The sequence below is a fragment of the Hamadaea flava genome, assembly GCF_024172085.1.
Classification (GTDB): Bacteria; Actinomycetota; Actinomycetes; order Mycobacteriales; family Micromonosporaceae; genus Hamadaea; species Hamadaea flava.
Genome location: NZ_JAMZDZ010000001.1, coordinates 113,901 through 130,969 on the forward strand (window position 1 = coordinate 113,901; position 17,069 = coordinate 130,969).

21 protein-coding genes and 1 pseudogene are annotated in these 17,069 nt (G+C 72.6%); 12 read left to right on the plus strand and 10 right to left on the minus strand.

Features of this window, described 5'->3' with window-relative positions:
* Window positions 1–73: 73 nt before the first annotated feature.
* Entirely contained in the window at window positions 74–286 is a 213-nt protein-coding gene (locus HDA40_RS00540) for a type VII secretion protein EccB (protein ID WP_253750009.1), read from the minus strand.
* Between the two features lie 29 nt (window positions 287–315).
* Here HDA40_RS00540 and HDA40_RS00545 point away from each other — a divergent pair, with 29 nt between their 5' ends.
* A complete protein-coding gene (locus tag HDA40_RS00545) occupies window positions 316–1,122 on the plus strand; it encodes a type VII secretion protein EccE (protein ID WP_253750012.1) in 807 nt (268 codons plus the stop codon).
* 8 nt (window positions 1,123–1,130) lie between these two features.
* Here the strand turns inward: HDA40_RS00545 and eccD are convergent, their stop codons facing one another.
* The 4 genes from eccD to HDA40_RS00565 are packed head-to-tail and all read right to left on the minus strand — an operon-like array spanning window position 1,131 to window position 4,079.
* Window positions 1,131–2,435 carry a type VII secretion integral membrane protein EccD gene (gene eccD / locus HDA40_RS00550; protein WP_253750015.1) on the minus strand — a complete coding sequence of 435 codons (1,305 nt, stop codon included), beginning with the start codon at window positions 2,433–2,435 and terminating at the stop codon, window positions 1,131–1,133.
* Window positions 2,432–2,758 (minus strand): YbaB/EbfC family nucleoid-associated protein, encoded by a 327-nt coding sequence (locus tag HDA40_RS00555; RefSeq protein WP_253763523.1) that lies wholly within the window; start codon window positions 2,756–2,758, stop codon window positions 2,432–2,434. Before HDA40_RS00555 ends, eccD begins: the two co-directional genes overlap by 4 nt.
* Complete coding sequence (locus HDA40_RS00560; protein ID WP_253750018.1) at window positions 2,758–3,774, minus strand: hypothetical protein; 1,017 nt, start codon at window positions 3,772–3,774, stop codon at window positions 2,758–2,760. Before HDA40_RS00560 ends, HDA40_RS00555 begins: the two co-directional genes overlap by 1 nt.
* Window positions 3,771–4,079, minus strand: coding sequence for a hypothetical protein (locus HDA40_RS00565; RefSeq protein WP_253750021.1), 309 nt, complete (start codon window positions 4,077–4,079; stop codon window positions 3,771–3,773). The genes HDA40_RS00560 and HDA40_RS00565 overlap by 4 nt, the downstream gene beginning before the upstream one ends.
* 109 nt (window positions 4,080–4,188) lie before the next feature.
* On the opposite strand from HDA40_RS00565, the gene eccCa reads away from it, so the two are divergent.
* The 9 genes from eccCa (at window position 4,189) to HDA40_RS00610 (ending at window position 13,213) form a co-directional block, all read left to right on the plus strand.
* On the plus strand, window positions 4,189–8,118 hold the full coding sequence (gene eccCa, locus HDA40_RS00570; RefSeq protein ID WP_253750024.1) for a type VII secretion protein EccCa: 3,930 nt from the start codon (window positions 4,189–4,191) through the stop codon (window positions 8,116–8,118).
* A gap of 131 nt (window positions 8,119–8,249) precedes the next feature.
* Complete coding sequence (locus tag HDA40_RS00575; protein ID WP_253750026.1) at window positions 8,250–8,585, plus strand: WXG100 family type VII secretion target; 336 nt, start codon at window positions 8,250–8,252, stop codon at window positions 8,583–8,585.
* Window positions 8,586–8,596: 11 nt separating this feature from the next.
* Window positions 8,597–8,899 carry a WXG100 family type VII secretion target gene (locus tag HDA40_RS00580; RefSeq protein WP_253750028.1) on the plus strand — a complete coding sequence of 101 codons (303 nt, stop codon included), beginning with the start codon at window positions 8,597–8,599 and terminating at the stop codon, window positions 8,897–8,899.
* A gap of 6 nt (window positions 8,900–8,905) precedes the next feature.
* Window positions 8,906–9,241, plus strand: a complete 336-nt coding sequence (locus tag HDA40_RS00585; RefSeq protein ID WP_253750030.1) for a hypothetical protein — start codon at window positions 8,906–8,908, stop codon at window positions 9,239–9,241.
* Complete coding sequence (locus tag HDA40_RS00590) at window positions 9,238–10,293, plus strand: WXG100-like domain-containing protein (RefSeq protein ID WP_253763961.1); 1,056 nt, start codon at window positions 9,238–9,240, stop codon at window positions 10,291–10,293. Before HDA40_RS00585 ends, HDA40_RS00590 begins: the two co-directional genes overlap by 4 nt.
* Window positions 10,294–10,371: 78 nt before the next feature.
* Entirely contained in the window at window positions 10,372–11,124 is a 753-nt protein-coding gene (locus HDA40_RS00595) for a GvpL/GvpF family gas vesicle protein (protein WP_253750032.1), read from the plus strand.
* A 16-nt stretch (window positions 11,125–11,140) separates the two neighbouring features.
* A complete protein-coding gene (locus tag HDA40_RS00600; protein WP_253750034.1) occupies window positions 11,141–12,091 on the plus strand; it encodes a zf-HC2 domain-containing protein in 951 nt (316 codons plus the stop codon).
* 2 nt (window positions 12,092–12,093) lie between these two features.
* Complete coding sequence (locus HDA40_RS00605; protein ID WP_253750036.1) at window positions 12,094–12,651, plus strand: RNA polymerase sigma factor; 558 nt, start codon at window positions 12,094–12,096, stop codon at window positions 12,649–12,651.
* 10 nt (window positions 12,652–12,661) lie between these two features.
* Window positions 12,662–13,213 (plus strand): pyridoxamine 5'-phosphate oxidase family protein, encoded by a 552-nt coding sequence (locus HDA40_RS00610; protein WP_253750038.1) that lies wholly within the window; start codon window positions 12,662–12,664, stop codon window positions 13,211–13,213.
* A gap of 19 nt (window positions 13,214–13,232) precedes the next feature.
* Here HDA40_RS00610 and HDA40_RS00615 read toward each other — a convergent pair whose 3' ends face one another.
* The 3 genes and pseudogenes from HDA40_RS00615 to HDA40_RS00625 form a co-directional block, all read right to left on the minus strand.
* Complete coding sequence (locus HDA40_RS00615) at window positions 13,233–13,679, minus strand: SRPBCC family protein (protein ID WP_275978435.1); 447 nt, start codon at window positions 13,677–13,679, stop codon at window positions 13,233–13,235.
* Window positions 13,677–14,099, minus strand: a pseudogene (locus HDA40_RS00620) (cupin domain-containing protein); the annotation flags it as partial. The gene HDA40_RS00615 and the pseudogene HDA40_RS00620, both read right to left, overlap by 3 nt.
* A gap of 167 nt (window positions 14,100–14,266) precedes the next feature.
* Window positions 14,267–14,758 carry a GNAT family N-acetyltransferase gene (locus HDA40_RS00625; protein ID WP_253750040.1) on the minus strand — a complete coding sequence of 164 codons (492 nt, stop codon included), beginning with the start codon at window positions 14,756–14,758 and terminating at the stop codon, window positions 14,267–14,269.
* A 41-nt stretch (window positions 14,759–14,799) separates the two neighbouring features.
* On the opposite strand from HDA40_RS00625, the gene HDA40_RS00630 reads away from it, so the two are divergent.
* Window positions 14,800–15,321: a type 1 periplasmic-binding domain-containing protein gene (locus tag HDA40_RS00630; RefSeq protein WP_253750043.1), complete on the plus strand. Its 522-nt coding sequence runs from the start codon at window positions 14,800–14,802 to the stop codon at window positions 15,319–15,321.
* Here HDA40_RS00630 and HDA40_RS00635 read toward each other — a convergent pair.
* Window positions 15,318–15,740 (minus strand): MarR family winged helix-turn-helix transcriptional regulator, encoded by a 423-nt coding sequence (locus HDA40_RS00635; protein WP_253750046.1) that lies wholly within the window; start codon window positions 15,738–15,740, stop codon window positions 15,318–15,320. The genes HDA40_RS00630 and HDA40_RS00635 overlap by 4 nt on opposite strands.
* 48 nt (window positions 15,741–15,788) lie before the next feature.
* Here HDA40_RS00635 and HDA40_RS00640 point away from each other — a divergent pair, with 48 nt between their 5' ends.
* The gene (locus HDA40_RS00640) at window positions 15,789–16,655 is read left to right on the plus strand and encodes an NAD-dependent epimerase/dehydratase family protein (protein WP_253750049.1); all 867 of its coding nucleotides are present in this window, start codon (window positions 15,789–15,791) and stop codon (window positions 16,653–16,655) included.
* 4 nt (window positions 16,656–16,659) lie between these two features.
* On the opposite strand, the gene HDA40_RS00645 is transcribed toward HDA40_RS00640, so the two are convergent.
* Window positions 16,660–16,965: a hypothetical protein gene (locus HDA40_RS00645; protein WP_253750052.1), complete on the minus strand. Its 306-nt coding sequence runs from the start codon at window positions 16,963–16,965 to the stop codon at window positions 16,660–16,662.
* Between the last annotated feature and the right edge of the window lie 104 nt (window positions 16,966–17,069).

Sequence of the window (17,069 nt, forward strand, 5' to 3'; positions counted from 1 at the left end):
CCTCCCCTTCGGACGGGATTCGAAGCCGGGGAAGGCTTGGATGGGTCACTGCCCGAATCGGATCGAGCGACGCTCAACCGCTGGCGCCCGGTCGCAGGACGCCGTAGATTGCGAACGCGGCGACGAGGAGCGCGGCGGCGATCACTCCGATGCCGAAGGCGACCACGAAGGCGCGAGCCGGCGGCGTCGGCGGATTGGCCTGACCGGCCTGCAGGGCCGAGACGACCCGGCGGCGCAGAAAACGGTGCGCCTGAAGCTGATCCCGCTGCGTCCACACTGGAGGCATCCATTCCTTCGCTACCGGGCGATCCGCCGTTGACCGGTTCGCCGCTGGACCTGTTGCTGCCGGGACTGACGACCACCGCGTACGCCGATCGCGCAGGGCAGCGCGTCGGCGTACTGGGCTGGGCGATGGGCCGCACACCCGCGTGGAGCGTCCTGCTGCGGCTGGACGGAGTACGCGAGCCGGCCGGGCTCCTCGGCCCGCTCTCGGAAGGGCTGATCGCCGGGGACGTCCCGGTGGCGGCCACCCAGCTCGTCCGGTGGTCGGTGCCGCAACCGGGGGATCGGCCGGATACCTGGGACGTGTGCTGGGTCGCCGCCCGGCTGGACCCCGTCCAGGCCACGGCGGCGGTGGCCGCGCGCGGCGGTGGAGTCACCGGCGCGGTGCAGGCGACCGCTGTCGCCGGGCTGCGGCTGGCGCTGCGCCTGCGGGCCGCCGGGTACGCCGTCCGCCCGGTCGAGGAGGACCGGCTGCGCCCGGAGTTGGCAGCCTCGCTGGGCGCGCCCGATGCCGTGGTGATCCCGGCGAAGCACACGTGGTCGGTCGGCCCGTTGCGGCACGTCGCGTTCCGCGTACCGGGGCAGGCCGACCACGCGCTCTGGGCCGTTCGGCCCGGCCCGCCGGCGCTGAGCAGCTGCCTGGCCGTCCAGGTGACTCCGGCGCGTACCGGGGTCAAGGTCCGGGCGAGTTTGCGCCTCGGCGTGGCGACCGACCCGGACCGGGTCGCCGTCGAGGACGCCGTACGCCGGAGCCTGGCCGGACTGGATCGGCGGCTCACCGCGATGACCGGCGATCAGGCGCAGGGTGTGCTCGCGACGCTGCCGCTCGGTGTCTACTGAGGAGCGCTTCATCGGGTCAGCCCCCGGATCCGGGCGTACGCGTCGAGCACGGCGAGCGCGGTGGGCAGCAGCCCGATGAGGGCGGCGAATTCGAGGATGTCGAGCAGCCGCAGCAGGTAGGGCGACGGCGGCTGATCTGGGCGTACCGCTGTGACGAGTCCGGCGAGCGCCCCGGCGGCCAGCACCGTGATCAGGACGAGCCGGGCGGGGTCGCCTGAGTTCGCCAGCGTCGCCCCGGCCTCGGCCAGCACGGCCAGCCCGCCCGACAGCAGCACCACTCGTTGTCCGACTTGGACATAAGCGCGTACGCGCAACGTCAGCGCGATCCCGGCGAGCACGGCCAGGGCGAGCGACCACGGCCGCCCTAGCCGCAGCAGTACGCCCACCGCGCCGACCTCGACGGCGACCGCCCCGGCGAGCAGGCTGGTCAGCATCCGGGCGGACACCTTCGCAGCGGCCACCACGTCCGCCCCAGCCGCCGGGCGGATGTCGGTCGCCAACGCCGACTGGTCGGCGGGCAGCCGGGGCAACGGCAGCCGGCCGAGCCGAACCGCGATCCCCGGCATGAGGAGGGTCAGCACGGGCAGCACGGCGATTATCGGGGCCACCGCGATCGGCCCGGCGACCGTGGTGAGCAGCGCCGTGCCGAGGCCCAGCACGCCGGCCACGACGAGCCCGGCGAACCAGACGCGGGCGGCCGGCACGAGCACCAGCGCGCACAGGGCGTACCCGGTGATCGCGGCGGCGCCGGCGACCGCCCAGTTCACTCCCGCGAGTGGCGCGGCCGCGGCGACCGCCGGAATCCCCGTCGCCGCGATGACGGTGCCGGCCGCCGACCCACGGGACGACCGGGCGAGGGCGGTCGCGGCCAGCAGGCAGCCGACCGCCACCGCGGCCCGCCCGACCAGGGGAAGCGCCGCCGCCGATCCGGCGACCGCCAGTGTCGCGACGGCGAGCCCGGCCCGCCGCGCGTGCTCCGGCCGCCACCGGCTCGCCGCGTGCGCCGCCACGACCGCGTCGGCCACGTCGTCGAAGAGCACCGGGAGCGGACCGCCCCCTTGGGCGTACAAGTGGAGGACCTCGCCGTCGCGGATGCCCGCGCTGGCGACCGTGGAGCCGGGGTCGAACGGCTCGTCGCCGAGCCGGCCGAGGGTCCAGCCGCCGCCCACGGCCCCAGCCATGCGCACGAGCTGGGGGACCAGTTCGGCGACGGTCGCCTGGGGCGGCAGCGAGACGTCGACGCGGGTGGCCGGGGCGGCGATGGTGACGCGGCGCGGGGCGGCGAGCACGGCGGGTGCGATGTCGACGGTCATCGTGGGTCCGGCAGGTCGGGCAGGCCGGCTTGAGCTGCCGTGACCAGCGGTTCGAAGCGTCGGCGCGTGGCCTCCGCGTGCTGGCGGAGGGCGTCGTTGACGGCTTCGGCGATCAGCGGCCCGAGCCCGTCGGGTCCGTAGCGCCGCAGTGCCTCCGGCGCGACCTTGATCTCGCGGAAGGCGGCCGCGCCGCGCAGCGTGGCGGTGACGTCGCCGTGGCGGGAGCGGCCCACCACTTCCAGCCGCTGCAACGTGGTCTGGATCTCCTCGACCTGGCGCTGCTGGTCCCGCAGCCGGCCGAGCAGGTCGTCGATCTCGAACATCACGTCCCGACCTTTCCGTCGCCGTCACCGTCGAACTCGATGTCCTGGGTGACCTTCTTGCCGTCGATGACCGCCTCGACCTTCAGCGAGACGTCGTGCTCGGGCCGGGCCAGCTGCACCTCGACCCCGTCCTTCGTCGTCTTGATCACGATGGTGTCGCCCCCGGTCTGCGCTGTGCCGGACGGTGTCCCAGCGCCGGTCGCGCCACTGGTGGCGCTGGTGGTGGCCGGGTCTCGCGCGACCCAGTCGCCCGAGGTGAGCACGCTCGGCGTCAGGGTCTGGCCGGTCCCGATCGCCGAACCCGTCCCGCTCGTCGTCGCCCCATTGGTCGGTCCGCTGGTCGTTCCGCTCGGTGCGGTCGTCGTGCCCAGCCCGGTCCCTACGGCCGATTGATCCACTGTGGAGGAGACGGCCGGGCCGGTGGGCATCGTGGACGCGGTCTGGAGCGTCTGCTCGGCGGTCGCGCCGGACGAGGTCTTGAGCTGGTCGCTCATCCCGCTGAGGGTGGTGATCAGCTGGATGACGATCTTCACCACCATCCCGACGACCAGCCACGACGTGACGGTGGCGATCGCCTGCCCGCCGAACGGGATCGACAGCTGGGCGGTCGCGGCGGCGTTGCCGGACTTGACCACGGCGTTGTAGGTCCGCTGCGCCTGCTGGACGAGGTCGGCCACCCGGGCGAGCCACTCCGCCAGGTTCTTGAGCCCGTCGCTGGTGGTCGAGAAGCAGCCGTCGAGGACGAGCAGCCGGTTGACGTTCGTCTCCTTCGCCGCCCCGCTCCACACCGCGTCGATCGCCTTGCGGGCCAACGCGATCCGATCGCTCGGCCCGTTCAGCGCCGAGACGATGTCGAGCACCGCATCGGCACACCGCCGCAGGCTCTGCGGGTCGGCGAGCAGTCGCTGCGCGAGCGTGGTGAGCTGCCCGCCGGTGAGCATGTCGACCACCGGGCCCAGCACCAGGCTCAGCCCCGACGACTGTGCGGTCTGCGCGGTCTGTGCCGTCATCTTCATGGCCGTCGCACCCGCCCGAGATCGGCGGCGGCCTGCTCGTCCAGGGCGGCGTACGCCACGATCGCGTTCTCGATGGTCATCGTGACCGCCTGGGTCTGCCCCAGGACGGAGCCGAGCGCCTCGGCTAGCCGCCCCAGCACCTCGCGCGCGGCGGCCTGCGCGACGATCCCGGCGAGCCCGGCACTGGGCACGCTCAGGTTGCGCAGCGACCGCAACGCCTCGTACGCACGCAGCAGCTCGCCCGCGATGGCGCCCGTCTCGGCCCGCACCGCGTCGTGCTCCGCTTGATACCCGACGTACCTCATGCGGCCAGCGTAGGAACGCCACCCGGGCGTCCAGAACGGCAGAAATGCCCATGCGGTTGTCCGCATAAGTGTCCAAGGAACGGCCGCGCCGGAGCGGTTTCATGAGGCGATGAGCCCGATGAGCCCGATGAGCCCGATGAGCCTGATGAACCCCGAAGGATTCGACGAGGTCCAACTGCAGCCACCGCCGCTGCTGCCCCGCGAGGGCGGCTCGGCCTCGTTCACCCAGCTACTGGTGATGGTGCCGCTCATGCTCGGCATGGGCGCGATGACCCTGGTCAACCTGGGCCGGTCCAACACCACGATGTCGTGGCTGTTCGGCGGCCTGTTCGCAGCGTCCACGGCGGGGATGCTCGTCCTGACGCTCACCCGGTCCGGTGCGCAGAAGCGACGGCAGCTCGACGTCGAACGCCGCGACTACCTGCGCTATCTCGCCAACCTGCGTCGGCAGGTGCAAACGGCCGCCGCGCGGCAGAGCGAGGGGATGATCGATCGGCTGCCGCCGCCGCGGGACCTGTGGAGCCTGGCCGGCACCGCCCGCATGTGGCAGCGTACAGCGGGCGACCCGGAGTTCGGGCAGGTCCGGATCGGCACCGGACCGCAGCTGCTGGCGACGCCGCTGCGCCCGCCGCAGACGGCCCCGGTGGAAGACCTCGACCCGGTGAGCTCCAGCGCCCTGCGGACGTTCATCCGCACCTTCGGCACGGTCAGCGCGTTGCCGGTCGCGGTCTCGGTCCGGTCGTTCTCGCGGATCACCGTCGAAGGCGAGCGACCCGAGGTGCTCGGTCTGGCCCGGGCGATCCTGGGCCAGCTGGCGATCTTCCATCCGCCCGGCGCACTGCGGATCGCCTGCCAGGTCAGCGCCGATCGGCAGCGGTCGTGGGAGTGGCTCAAGTGGCTGCCGCACGCCTGCGACGGCGGGCGGATGGACGCCGCCGGTCCGGTCCGGCTCGTCGGCCCGGCCGCCGAACCGCTCGTCGAGCTGCTCGACCTCGACAGCCGCCCGGCGTTCTCGGCGTACGCCGAAGCCGACCCGCACGTCGTGTACATCGTGGACGGAGTGCCGGTGCCGGGCGAGGTCACCGAGGTCGCCGGAGTGACCGTGCTCGACGTCGGCGGCTGGCCCGGCGAACCGGACGGCGCCACCCTGAGCCTGCTCGTCGACGGCGACCGGATCGGGATGCGTACGCCGGAAGGGGTGCGCCCGATCGGCCGCCCCGATCGGCTCGACGAGGCACCAGCGGAGTTCCTCGCACGGCAGCTGACGTCGCTCAGCCCGACGGTGCAACCATTGCCGGACCTGAACACCGGGGCCGCACCCGGCCTGGCCGACCTGCTCGGGATCGCCGATCCCCGCGCGGTCGACCCGGCCGTCACCTGGCGCCCCCGCCCGGCGCGGGACCGGTTGCGCGTGCCGATCGGCGTCGACCCGGCGGGCCGCCCGCTGGACCTGGACCTCAAGGAGTCCGCCGAAGGCGGCATGGGCCCGCACGGCCTCGTCATCGGGGCGACCGGCTCGGGCAAGAGCGAGCTGCTGCGTACGCTGGTCACCGGGCTCGCGGTGACGCACTCGTCGGAGGTGCTGAACCTCGCGTTGATCGACTTCAAGGGCGGCGCGACCTTCGCCGGGATGACGGATCTGCCGCACACCTGTGCCGTCATCACCAACCTGTCCGACGACCTCACCATGGTCGACCGCATGGGCGACGCGCTGCGCGGCGAGATGGTGCGCCGCCAGGAGCTGCTCCGGTCGGCGGGCAACTTCGCGGCGGTGAAGGACTACGAACGCGCCCGGCTGGCGGGGGCGGACCTCGAACCCCTGCCGTCTCTGATGATCATCATCGACGAGTTCAGCGAGCTGCTGACCAGCCGCCCCGAGTTCGCCGAGCTGTTCGGCATGATCGGCCGCCTCGGCCGCAGCGTCGCCATGCACATGCTGCTCGCCTCGCAGAACCTTGACGAAGGCCGCCTGCGGGGGATCGACACCCATTTGAGCTACCGCATCGCGTTGCGGACCTTTTCCTCCGCCGCCAGCCGAGCCGTGCTCGGGGTGCCTGACGCGTACGAGCTGCCGCCGATCCCGGGTTCGGCGTACCTGCGGACGGACACCGCGACGCTGCTGCGGTTCAAGAGCTCCTATGTGTCCGGACCGCTTCCCGCGCAACGATTCCACGCCACCCAGCCCGCGCCGTTCCGTCACCGGGCGATGCCGTTCCCGTTGATCCCCACGCCAGCCGAGGCCACGCCCGAAGACGCCGCCCCCGCGATCGCCCCGCAATCGGACACCGGGGAGACCGTCATCGACGCGATGCTGTCCCGGCTGACCGGCCGCGGCCCGGCGGCGCACCAGATCTGGCTGCCGCCGCTCGCCGATCCGGCCACCGCGGACCAGCTGCTGCCCGGTCTGACCGCGACGCCCGAGCGGGGCCTCTGCCTGCCGAGCTGGCCCGGCAACGGCCGCCTCACCGTGCCGATCGCCATCGTGGACAAGCCGTTCGAGCAACGTCGTGATCTACTGTGGATCGACCTGTCCGGATCCGCCGGGCACGCCGTCGTCGTGGGCGGGCCGCAGAGCGGCAAGAGCACCCTGCTGCGCACGCTGGTCGCGCTGCTCGCGCTCACCCACACCCCGGTCGAGGTCCAGGTCTACCTCCTGGACTTCGGCGGCGGGACACTCGCGGGCCTGTCCGGCCTACCCCACATCAGCGGGTACGCCGGACGCCTGGACGTCGAAGGCTGTCGGCGTACGCTCGCCGAACTGACGGGACTGCTCGCCGAACGGGAGCGGATCTTCAGCGAACGCGGGATCGACTCGATGGCCGCGTTCCGCCGCCAGCCTCCGCCGCCCGAGGACGGGCGCGTGTTCGGCGACGTGTTCCTCGTCGTCGACGGCTGGCTGACGCTACGTCAGGAATTCGAGGAGCTGGAGGAACAGGTCGGTACGCTGGCTGCCCGGGGCCTCGGCTACGGCATCCACGTCGTGCTGGCGGCCAACCGCTGGACCGAGATCCGCCCGGCCCTGCGCGACCTCATCGGCACCCAGGTCGAGCTGCGGCTCGGCGATCCCGCCGATTCGGTCGTCGACCGGCGGGCGGCGGCCAACGTGCCGGTGGGCGTACCGGGGCGGGGGTTGACGGCGGACAAACTGGCCTTCCTCGGCGCCCTGCCCCGGATCGACGGCCGGTCGACCACCGACGACCTCGCCGACGGCGTCGCCGACCTCGTCGCGCAGGTCGGCAGTGGCTGGACCGGACCGAGCGCGCCCAAACTCCGGCTGCTGCCCCACCTGTTGCCGATCACCGCCCTGCTGTCCGACGTGGGTGCGGCGGGGCCGCCGGGCAGCGGTCGAGTGCCGCTCGGCATCGCCGAGGCCGACCTCGCCCCGGTGTACGCCGACTTCGCCATCGACCCGCACTTCCTCGCGTTCGGCGACACGGAGTCGGGCAAGACCGGGCTGTTGCGGCTGCTCGCCGCCGGCCTCCAGGCGCAGTACCGACCGGACCAGGCCGCCGTCCTCGTCGTCGACTACCGCCGCAGCCTGCTGGACGCGGTCGCCGCCGACTACCTCCTGGAGTACTGCGGTTCCGATCAGGCGGTCGCGGCGGCGGTGGCCCAGGTCGAACGCGCGATGCGCGAACGGCTGCCCGGACCGGAGATCACTCCGCAGCAACTGCGCGACCGGTCCTGGTGGACCGGCCCGGAGCTGTTCGTGCTCGTCGACGACTACGACCTCGTCGTGACGCCGGCCGGGAACCCACTCGCCCCGCTGGCCCCCTTGCTGGCCCAAGCCAAGGACATCGGCCTGCACCTGATCCTGACCCGCCGCAGCGGCGGCGCCTCCAGGGCGTTGTTCGAGCCGATCCTGCAACGACTGCGGGATCTGGCGACGCCGGGCCTGGTGCTCTCGGGGTCGAAGGACGAGGGACCGCTGCTCGGCCAGGTCAAGCCGGGACCGTTGCCCCCCGGCCGGGGCCGGCTCGTCACCCGCCGGGCCGCGCCGTCGCTCGTCCAGCTCGCCTGGATCGAGCCCACTGCATAGCGCGATGGGCACTTTTGCCGGGCCGCCGCTCCGCACTTGTGCCGTTCACCAGGGACTCCGCCGCGGCTTCAATGGCGTCAGGGCGTCAAACCCCGACCAGAAACGCATTCGACTAGAAGGGAGGTGGCGCGGTGACGGGACCCGGGTTCCAACTCGACACCGCGGCCGCGGCAGCGGCCGTCCGCGCCTACGACGACAGTTCCGACCAGGCTCGCAGCACGATCCAGCAGATGCTGGGCGACGTCGACGCGCTCCGGGCGACCAGGTACGCCGGTCGCCAGGCGCAGGCGCTCGACCGGGCCGTGGAAGGGCTCGACGGCGATCTGAAGAAGCTGGTGCAACTGCTGTCCGACCTGTCGTCGGTGGTCAACAGCACGCAGACCGCCTACACCGAGACCGACGACAGCGTCGCCCAGTCGCTGACGAGCGCGGCCGGCGGTGCGTACGACCGGCTGCGCGGGAACTGAAGGAGGAGACGATGTCGGATTACGTGGTCAGCGTCAACTTCCAGGCGATGTCGGACCTCGCCGCGGCGCTGCGGGCCAAGGCCGCCACGTTCAACCAGCAGATCGACGACGCGAACAGCAAAGCCGGTCCGCTGCGCGACACCTGGGTGCAGTCCGGCAGCCAGGCGGCCGAGAAGTACCAGGAGTACTGGACTCGGCTTCAGCGGGCGGCGCAGGAGCTGTTCGCCGACATCGACCGGCTCGGCTCGGCGCTGGGCCAGGCCGGTCAGGACCAGCAGGCCAACGAGGCGAAGTTCGCCTCCCAGTTCGAGTAGGACGCCATGACGGAGTCGTTCGAGGTTCACCTGAAGTCCCTGCTGGACTTCGCCGCCGAGCTGGAGGGCCAGATGACGGCCCTCGGGCTGCCGAACGACCGCCTGGCCGTCCTCACCGGCGCGCCGATGCCGCTCGGCGACTTCACCGAGGCCCGAACCCTCGGCGAACGGCATCGGCGCGCCGCGGCCGAGCTGGCCGCCCTCCTCGGGGCGGCGCAGCAGGCGTTGCTGTTCGCCGCGAACGCCACCCGAGCGGTGGCCGCCGGGTACGAGGCGCAGGACGAGCAGGCGGCGGCCGACCTCCGCCGGGGCACCGTCTACACCTCGGGTACGCGGCTATGAGCACCGACTTCGGCGCGTACGCCCGGGCGCAGCTGGAGCAGCTGATCGCCGTGGGCGACCCGGCCCAGGTACGCGCCGCCGCCGACCTCTGGAGCGACATCACCCGTGGGCTCTACTCCCGGGCAGGCGACCTGGAGCAGCAGCTGCGGGCGTTCACTCCCTATTGGACCGGCGGAGCGGCCGAGCGCTACCAGCAGATGATCGCCGACCTGATCCGGGGACTGTGGCAGCTCGGCGACCTCGCCCGGCTCGTCGCGGACAACGTGTACTCGGCGGGGGAGGCGTTGCAGGCCGCGCGTACCGGGGTGCTGGGCCGGCCCGACCTCGACGCCGTGCGGCTGCTGACCGACCTCGCCCAGAAGTACGCCGACCTCGAAGCGCTCGTCCCGGCCCCGCCCACCGCCGCGCCCTTCCCGGCGGTGAACGACCTGATCGCCGGGACCTATCCCGCCCAGCCCGCCCAGGGGACCCTGTTCGGCGGGGTCTACGGGGCCGGGCTGTCGGCTGCCGCCGCCGCGCTCGGCGGCCGGTTCCGCACCGCCATCCCGCAACTCGTCGGCCCGCCGTCGACCGCGCCGACCGTGCCGACCGTGCCGTCGCCGGTGCCCGCATCGTCCACTCCGAAGTCGCCGGTTCCGGCCGTTTCGGCGCCGGCGCCCACTCCCGTACGCAGCGGCGGCTCGACCGCCGGAACGCGCGCACGGGGGAGTGCCCGTGTACCGGGGTTCAGCCCACCGACCATCCCCACCGGCGCGGTGCCCGGCGGCTCGGGCGTCGTGGATCCCGTCCTCGCGCGGGTCGACTCGGACCCCGTCCCGGTCGGCGTCGCCGCCGGAACCCCGGCCGTCACGCCGGGTGGCGGAGCGTCCGGCGGGGCGGCGGGCGGCGGCTACTTCACCCCGCCGGTCGCACCCATGACCGGCGGAGCCGGCGCGGGCGGCGACGGACCGGGCGGCGGACGCGTACCGCACTGGCTCACCGAACCCGAGCCGGACGTGGTGTTCGGCGTACCGCTGCAGGCGGTCGCTCCGGTCATCGGAGCGGCCGGATGAAAACACTGAACCGGTTCCTCATCCACGCCCGCCCGGCGTGCGTACCACCACTAGGTGGGGCACGGGAGGGGAGCCGTCGTGAGCGTGGGGTGGTACCTGTACGCATTCGTGGATCCGGCCGACGCGGGCGGGCTGGTGTTGCCGCCGGGGATCGACCGGACTCCGGTGCAGCTCGTCCGGGACGGCGCGTACGCGGCGGTGGCGTCCGAGGTGGACACCGCGCCGTTCGACCTGACGCTGTCCGACGCCGACCTGACCGAGGACGGCTGGCTCGCGCACGCCGTGCGTACGCACGACCAGGTGGTCCACGCCGTGTTCAACCGGGCGCCGGTCCTGCCGATGCGTTTCGGCGGCCTGTACGCGACCCGAGCCGGGCTGGTCGGCCTGCTGCGGACCGAACACGCCTGGCTCGTCGACGCCTTCGGCCGGATCCGCGAGGCGACCGAGTGGCACGTGCGGATCACCGAAGACCGGTTGTCCTCGGCGGAACCGGGCAAGGCGGCGGGCGGGCCGGTCTGGCCGTGCCGACGCCGCCACGACCGGTCCACCTCGGACGAACTGTGGACCCGGATGCACGCCGACCTCGCCCCGCACGCCGTACGCAGTCACCAGCGCCCGGCTGCGATGGGGCGGGCATACCTGGTCCGGCGAGAGTCCGAACGCGCCTTCATCCGGGCCGCGGCCGGGCTCACCCGGCTGGTCACCGGGCGGCGGCTGCGCATCGAGATCGTCGGGCCACTGCCGGCCTACCACTTCGTGGACGTGGACTCGCACCGGTTCGCGGGCTTCGCGGCCCGATCGGCGGTTGGCCGCGGGCGCACCGGCCGGTAGCCTCCGAGGAGTAGCCATGGATGCACATGTCGCTGATCTTCTCGGGGCGTGGGCGCTCGACGCGTGTGACGGCGTCGAAGCGGCCGCGATCGAAGCGCACCTCACGCAGTGCGCCCCCTGTTCGGCAGAGGCGTGGAAGCTGCGCGCCGCATCGGCATGGCTGGGAATAGAGCACGTCATGGAACCACCACCCGGACTACGTGGACAGATCCTGGAACGGGCGCGCAGCCGTCGCCCACCCGTCCTGCTGCGCACCCTCGTCGAGGCGTACGCGAGCCAGGTCGCGCTGCTCGACCGGGCGCTGCGCGGGCTGAACCCCGCCGACTGGCGTACGCCCGATCCCCGGCACCACGACCTGGCCGGGCTGATGGTGCACCTGACCCGCAACGACGCCATGCTCGCCACCGACCTCACGTTGCCGGTGACGAAGCTGCCGGAGCCGATCAGGTCCGGTGGGACGCCGGGCCCGGCCGTGCACGAGGTCTGGCGCGCCCAGGCCGACTCGCTGGTCACCGGGCTCGCGTCCGGCGAGGACCTGGATCGCGACGTCTCCCTCGCCGGCCGGGACGGCCCCGGGCGCGGACCGCTGCGCGATGCCCTGGTGCAGCGCGCCTTCGAGACCTGGATCCACCTCGACGACATCAGCGCGCACGTCGGCCGCCGGCTGAGCCAGCCGCCGCCCGAGCAGGTCCGGCGGATCATCTCGCTGGCGGTCGGGCTGTTGCCGGGGGCGCTGGCCGCACACGGGGTGGACCAGCCGGGCGCCGGACGGCTCGTGCTCTCCGGACCCGCGGGCGGCGAATGGGAACTGCCGCTGGGGCCGTTAACCGTGCGGGCCGACGCCGTCACCTTCGCCCGGCTGGTCGCCAACCGGCGCTCGCCGGACACCGCGGCGTACGCGATCGAAGGCGACCGGCAGCTGGCCGGGTCGGTCCTGCGAGCGGCCGCCACCCTGGGATGTGATTGAGGGTGCGGACGGGGGACTCGGACGCACGGTTGCACGAGCGCCTCGTCGGCGGCGACGACGACGCCCTGGCCGAGATCTACGACAGCTGGTCGGCCCTGGTCTTCTCGTTGGCCGTCCGGATCACCCGCGACCGGGCCGGCGCGCAGGACGTCACGCAGGACGTCTTCGTCCACCTCTGGGAGCGGCCGGGGGCCTACGACCCAGGGCGCGGCTCGCTGCGTACCTGGTTGTGCGTGACCACGCGGGGCCGGGCGCTGGACTGGATTCGGCGTACCGAGACGCGCCGCCGCTATCAGGCCGCGGCCGCCCCGCCGGAGGTCGCCGAGGCCGGGGTGGACGAGAGCATCCTCTGGCAGACCGAGGTCAAAGCGGTACGCGCGGCGGTGCAGGCATTGCCCGCCCCGCAGCGGGAGGCCGTCACGTTGGCGTACTTTCATGAGCGGACGTACCGCGAGGTCGCTCGTGACCTGAGCATTCCGGAGGGCACGGCCAAATCCCGGCTGCGCGTGGGACTCGCCCACCTCGCCGACCTGCTCAAAGCCGAGGGAATCATCGACTAACGTCCAGGTCATGAGCAGCCCAGCCACGAGCAGCGGCCCGGACGGCGAGCCGAGCCCGGCCGACACCACCAACCTCGACCGCTACGGCAGCCCGCCGCTGGACTGGGCGCGGGCCCGGGACGCGCTCGCCGCCGTGCCCGGTCCGGAGATCACCCATTTCCTCGGCACCGCCCGCCCCGACGGTACGCCGCACGCCGCCGGCGTCGGCGCGCAGTGGCTCGCCGGCGCGATGTACTTCACCAGCAGCCCCACCACCCGCAAGGCGCGCGACCTCGCCCGGAATCCGATGTGCACGATCTCGGCCCGGCTGCCCGGCATCGACGTCGTCCTCGAAGGAGTGGCCGCCCGGGTGACCGATCCGGAGACCCTGGAGCGGGTCGCCGAGGGCTACCGGGTCGGCGGCTGGCCGTGCGAAGTGGACGGCGACGCGCTCACCGCGGCGTACAGCGCGCCGAGCGCCGGGCCGCCGCCGTGGCACGTGTACCGGTTCACCATCCACACGGTCGTCGGGGTCGCGACCGCCGAGCCCTACGGCGCGACCCGGTGGCGCTTCGAACGCTGATCAAGCCTCGAAATGCTGATCACTGTGGAGACACGGCCAGCCCCTCGATGCCGGGCTGGAAGATCTCCCGGCCGAAGAAGGCCCACCAGTCGGTTCCCTGATCGATGGGACGGAAGTCGGCCCACCACTCGACCAGGGTCGTCGCCGTGCCCGGGATCTCGATGACCCGCATCGTCGCCCGGTAATCCTCGACGGCGTACGGGCTGCGGACGAACTCGTACGCGAGAGTCCGGTGCTGTTCGTCGAGCGCGACGAGCCGTTCCTCGATGACCGCCCCGTCGGCGGTAACCAGATGGCGTACCCGTCCGGTGGAGTCCAGTGCGGACTTCGCGATCCGCGGATGCCACCCGGCGATGTCGCCGAACCGGGCGACGTCGCGCCACACGTCGGCGACCGGACGCGGGATGGTGCCGCTGGCGTACGAGCGGATGAGCGTGCCGGAGACCGGCGCGGCCGCCGGCAGCAGCCGGAAGTCGTCGTAGTGGAAGCCCGGCGCGACCACGCAGCTGACCAGGACCTCCTGGCCGCCGGCGGGCCGCGCGGCCTGCCAGACGCCGGCCGGGACCAGCAGCTGAGGCCGTTCGCCCGCGGCGATGTCCGGGCCGAGCCGCACGACGACCGGATGGGCCGGCTCATCGCCGTCGCCGCCGAAGATCAGCTCCAGTGGGCCGCCGCGATGCCAGAGCCACAACTCGTCCGAGCGCACGGTGTGCCACCGGGACTCCTCGCCCGGCCGCAACAGGAAGTAGATCGCGCCCGAGGCCGCCCGGGGGCCCGGGTACCCCTCGGGCAGGAACTGCTGCGACGTCGTCCAGGTCTCGGCGAACCACCCGCCCTCCGGGTGCGGCTGCAGCCCGAGGACACGGGCGAGGTCCGGCTGAGTCATCGAGGTCTCCTTCTCATCCGCACGTCCGGGCCAGCACATCACACGTCGTGATGCCGGGCGGGCGCGGCCGGCGAACTATTTCGCCGACGAGACGGGGATCGGTGCGACCAGTTCGATCCGACCATCTGCGACGGGCTGATCTCAGTGCGGTGACCAGGGGAGCGGACCTACTGGAGCGGCTGGTACATCACGTGCAGGCCGACCAGCCCGTGCCGCGGATGCCGGAACGCGTCCGGGACGGTGCCGATGATCTGGAAGCCCAGCGACTGCCACAGGTGGACGGCCGCCTCGTTGGTCTCGACCACCGCGTTGAACTGCATGCCGTGATAGCCCTGCTCGCGCGCCCACGTCAGCGCGTACGCCCCGAGCGCCCGCCCGACGCCGCGCCCCTGCGCGGCCGGGTTCACCATGAAGCTGGCGGTCGAGATGTGCGCGCCGCGGGCCGGCCGGTTCGGCCCGAACTTCGCCGAGCCGAGCACCGTGCCGTCCTCGTCGACGGCCACGACGGTCTGCGCGGGCGGCGTCTCCATCCACAGCGGACGCGCCGAGTCCGGTGTCAGATCCTCCGGGTACGCGTAGGTCTCCCCGGCGGCGACGATGTCGGAGAAGAACGGCCAGATCTGCGGCCAGTCGCCGGGGACGGCATCTCGAATGATCACGGTCTGACATTACCGGGGCCGGAACCGATATCCTTCCGCGCATGTTCGCGCGCTTGTTCGAGGGCGTACGCCGTTGGTATTGGCTGGCCGGCGGTGGCCTGATCCTGATCGTGATCGCTGCCTTCGTGCTCTGGCCGGGTGGTGAGGAGGAACCGCGGTCACGCCAGTACCGCGACGTCAGCGCCTGCCTGCTGACCGACTCGGCGGGGATCAACTCGGCGGAGGCGAAACCGGTGTGGGCGGGGATGCAGGACGCCTCGCTGAAGACGCTCGGCCAGGTCCGCTTCCTGTCCATCGCCGGGCCGCAGGACGTGACGAACGGGCGTACCTTCGTCAACACGCTGGTCCTGGGCAAGTGCGCGGTGATCGTCGCGGCCGGGAAGCTGCCGGTGGAGACGGTCAGCGCGGTGGCCCGGGAGAGCCCGAACCAGAAGTTCGTCATCGTCGTCTCGAGCGGCTCGACGCCCGAGCCCGGCGTGGGCAACGTGTCGGTGGTCTCCGCCTCGGGCGACGACGCGACGCGTACCGCAGTGAGCAGCGCCGTCGCCGACTCCCTGAGTTAGCTCTCGACCGTGGAGAGGGCGGTGACGATCTTCGTCAGTGCGCTCTCCAAGTGCGACAGTTCGGCCGGCGTCACCGCCGCGAGCGCCCGTGCCGCGATCTCTCGGCGGGCTTCGGCGATGGGCGCCTCGGCGGCCCGTGCCTTCGGGGTGAGGTAGAGCCGGACGAGCCGGCGATCGTCCGGGTCGCGGCGGCGTTCGAGCAGGCCCGCGGCCTCCATACGGGCGGCGGTGTTGACCACGGTCGGGGTGGCGACGTCGAGCCTGGTCGCGAGGTCGCCCGGGGTCAGCCCGTCGGTGTCCCAGAGCACTTCGAGGACCAGGTTCTGGCCGATGCGTACGCCGTGTTCCTGCATCGCGGCGTCGGTGGTGGTGCGCAGCAGCTTCTGGGCTCGGGTGAGCAGCCGGATCACGTCGGTCACCTGCTCAGTGTATGATCGTTAGCAGGCTAACGATTTGGAGCACCCCTCATGATCCTGGTAACCGGTGGCGGCGGCTTCCTCGGCACGCACGTCACTCAAGCGCTGCGTGATCTGGGCGAGGACGTGGTGATCGCGCAGCGGCGCGGACCGTCGCCCGTGGACGTGACCGACCCGGCAAGTGTGCGCGAGCTGGGCCGACGCTTCCCGATCACCCGCGTCGTCCACCTCGCCGCCGCCGGCCTCGGCGACGGGTCCACTCTCGACAAGCTCTGGGCCGACACACTCGCGCTGTTCACCGTGCTGCGGGCGGCGTACGAGTGGAACGTCGAGCGCGTCGTGCTGGCGAGCAGTATCGGCGTCTACGCGGGCGTTACGCCCGACGACGGGTACTACCGCGAGGACGTCCCGCTGCCGGTCGCGAGCCCGCACGCCATCCCGGCCGCGAAGAAGATCATGGAGACGGTGGCCGCGGTCCAGCGCGAGGTCCCGTCGGTCACGGCCCGCGTCGGCGCGATCTGGGGACCGCTCGGCCGGCCCGCGTCGCCCTTCTTCGCCGCGCCCCAGATGATTCACCAAGTCGTCCGCGGACAGCAGCCGGCCGCACCCGCGGACGACGCCATAGACATGTTGTACGCCAAGGACTGCGGCACCGCCGTGGCCCGCTTGGTCACCACCGCCGAACTGCGCCATTCGGCGTACAACATCGGCAGCGGCCGGGTGACCTCGAACCGGGAGCTGGCGGCGGCGATCACGCGCGTGGTGCCCGGAGCCCGGATCGCGCTGACGGACGGCGGCGAGACGCAGGCCGCGCTGGACGTGGCGCGACTGCGCGCGGACACCGGGTTCGAGCCCGAGTACGCCCTGGACCGCGCGGTGGCCGACTACGCCGCCTGGCTGGCCGACCACGAGAAGTGAGCGGTCAGGGGTGGCGGGGCCAGCCGTGGTCGAAGATCGGGTAGCGCTCGGCCGGGGTCGCCGACCCGTGGAACGTGGCGGCATCGGGGCTGCCCAGGTCGTCGTCGGTGTCGTCCTGCCACAGCGGCGACCATTCGATGCGGAAGGCCCGGTGCGCGCGCCGGGCGATCGCGTAGGCGATCTCCGGGATGTCGGCCTGGTCGAACTGGTCCTGGCGCAGCGAGAACTGGTCGTACAACTCGCACGAGATGAGGTTGCGCAGCCGGGCGAGGTCGGCCGGCATGTCTTCGTCGAGATCCGGCGTGGTCATGCCCTTCACGGTCGGCCTGCCGTCGCGCTCCGGTCAAGCACGCGAGACTCTTCCCACAAGCCGTCTCCGGGCAAGGGACCCTGAGGAAGCTCAGGGTCGGGACC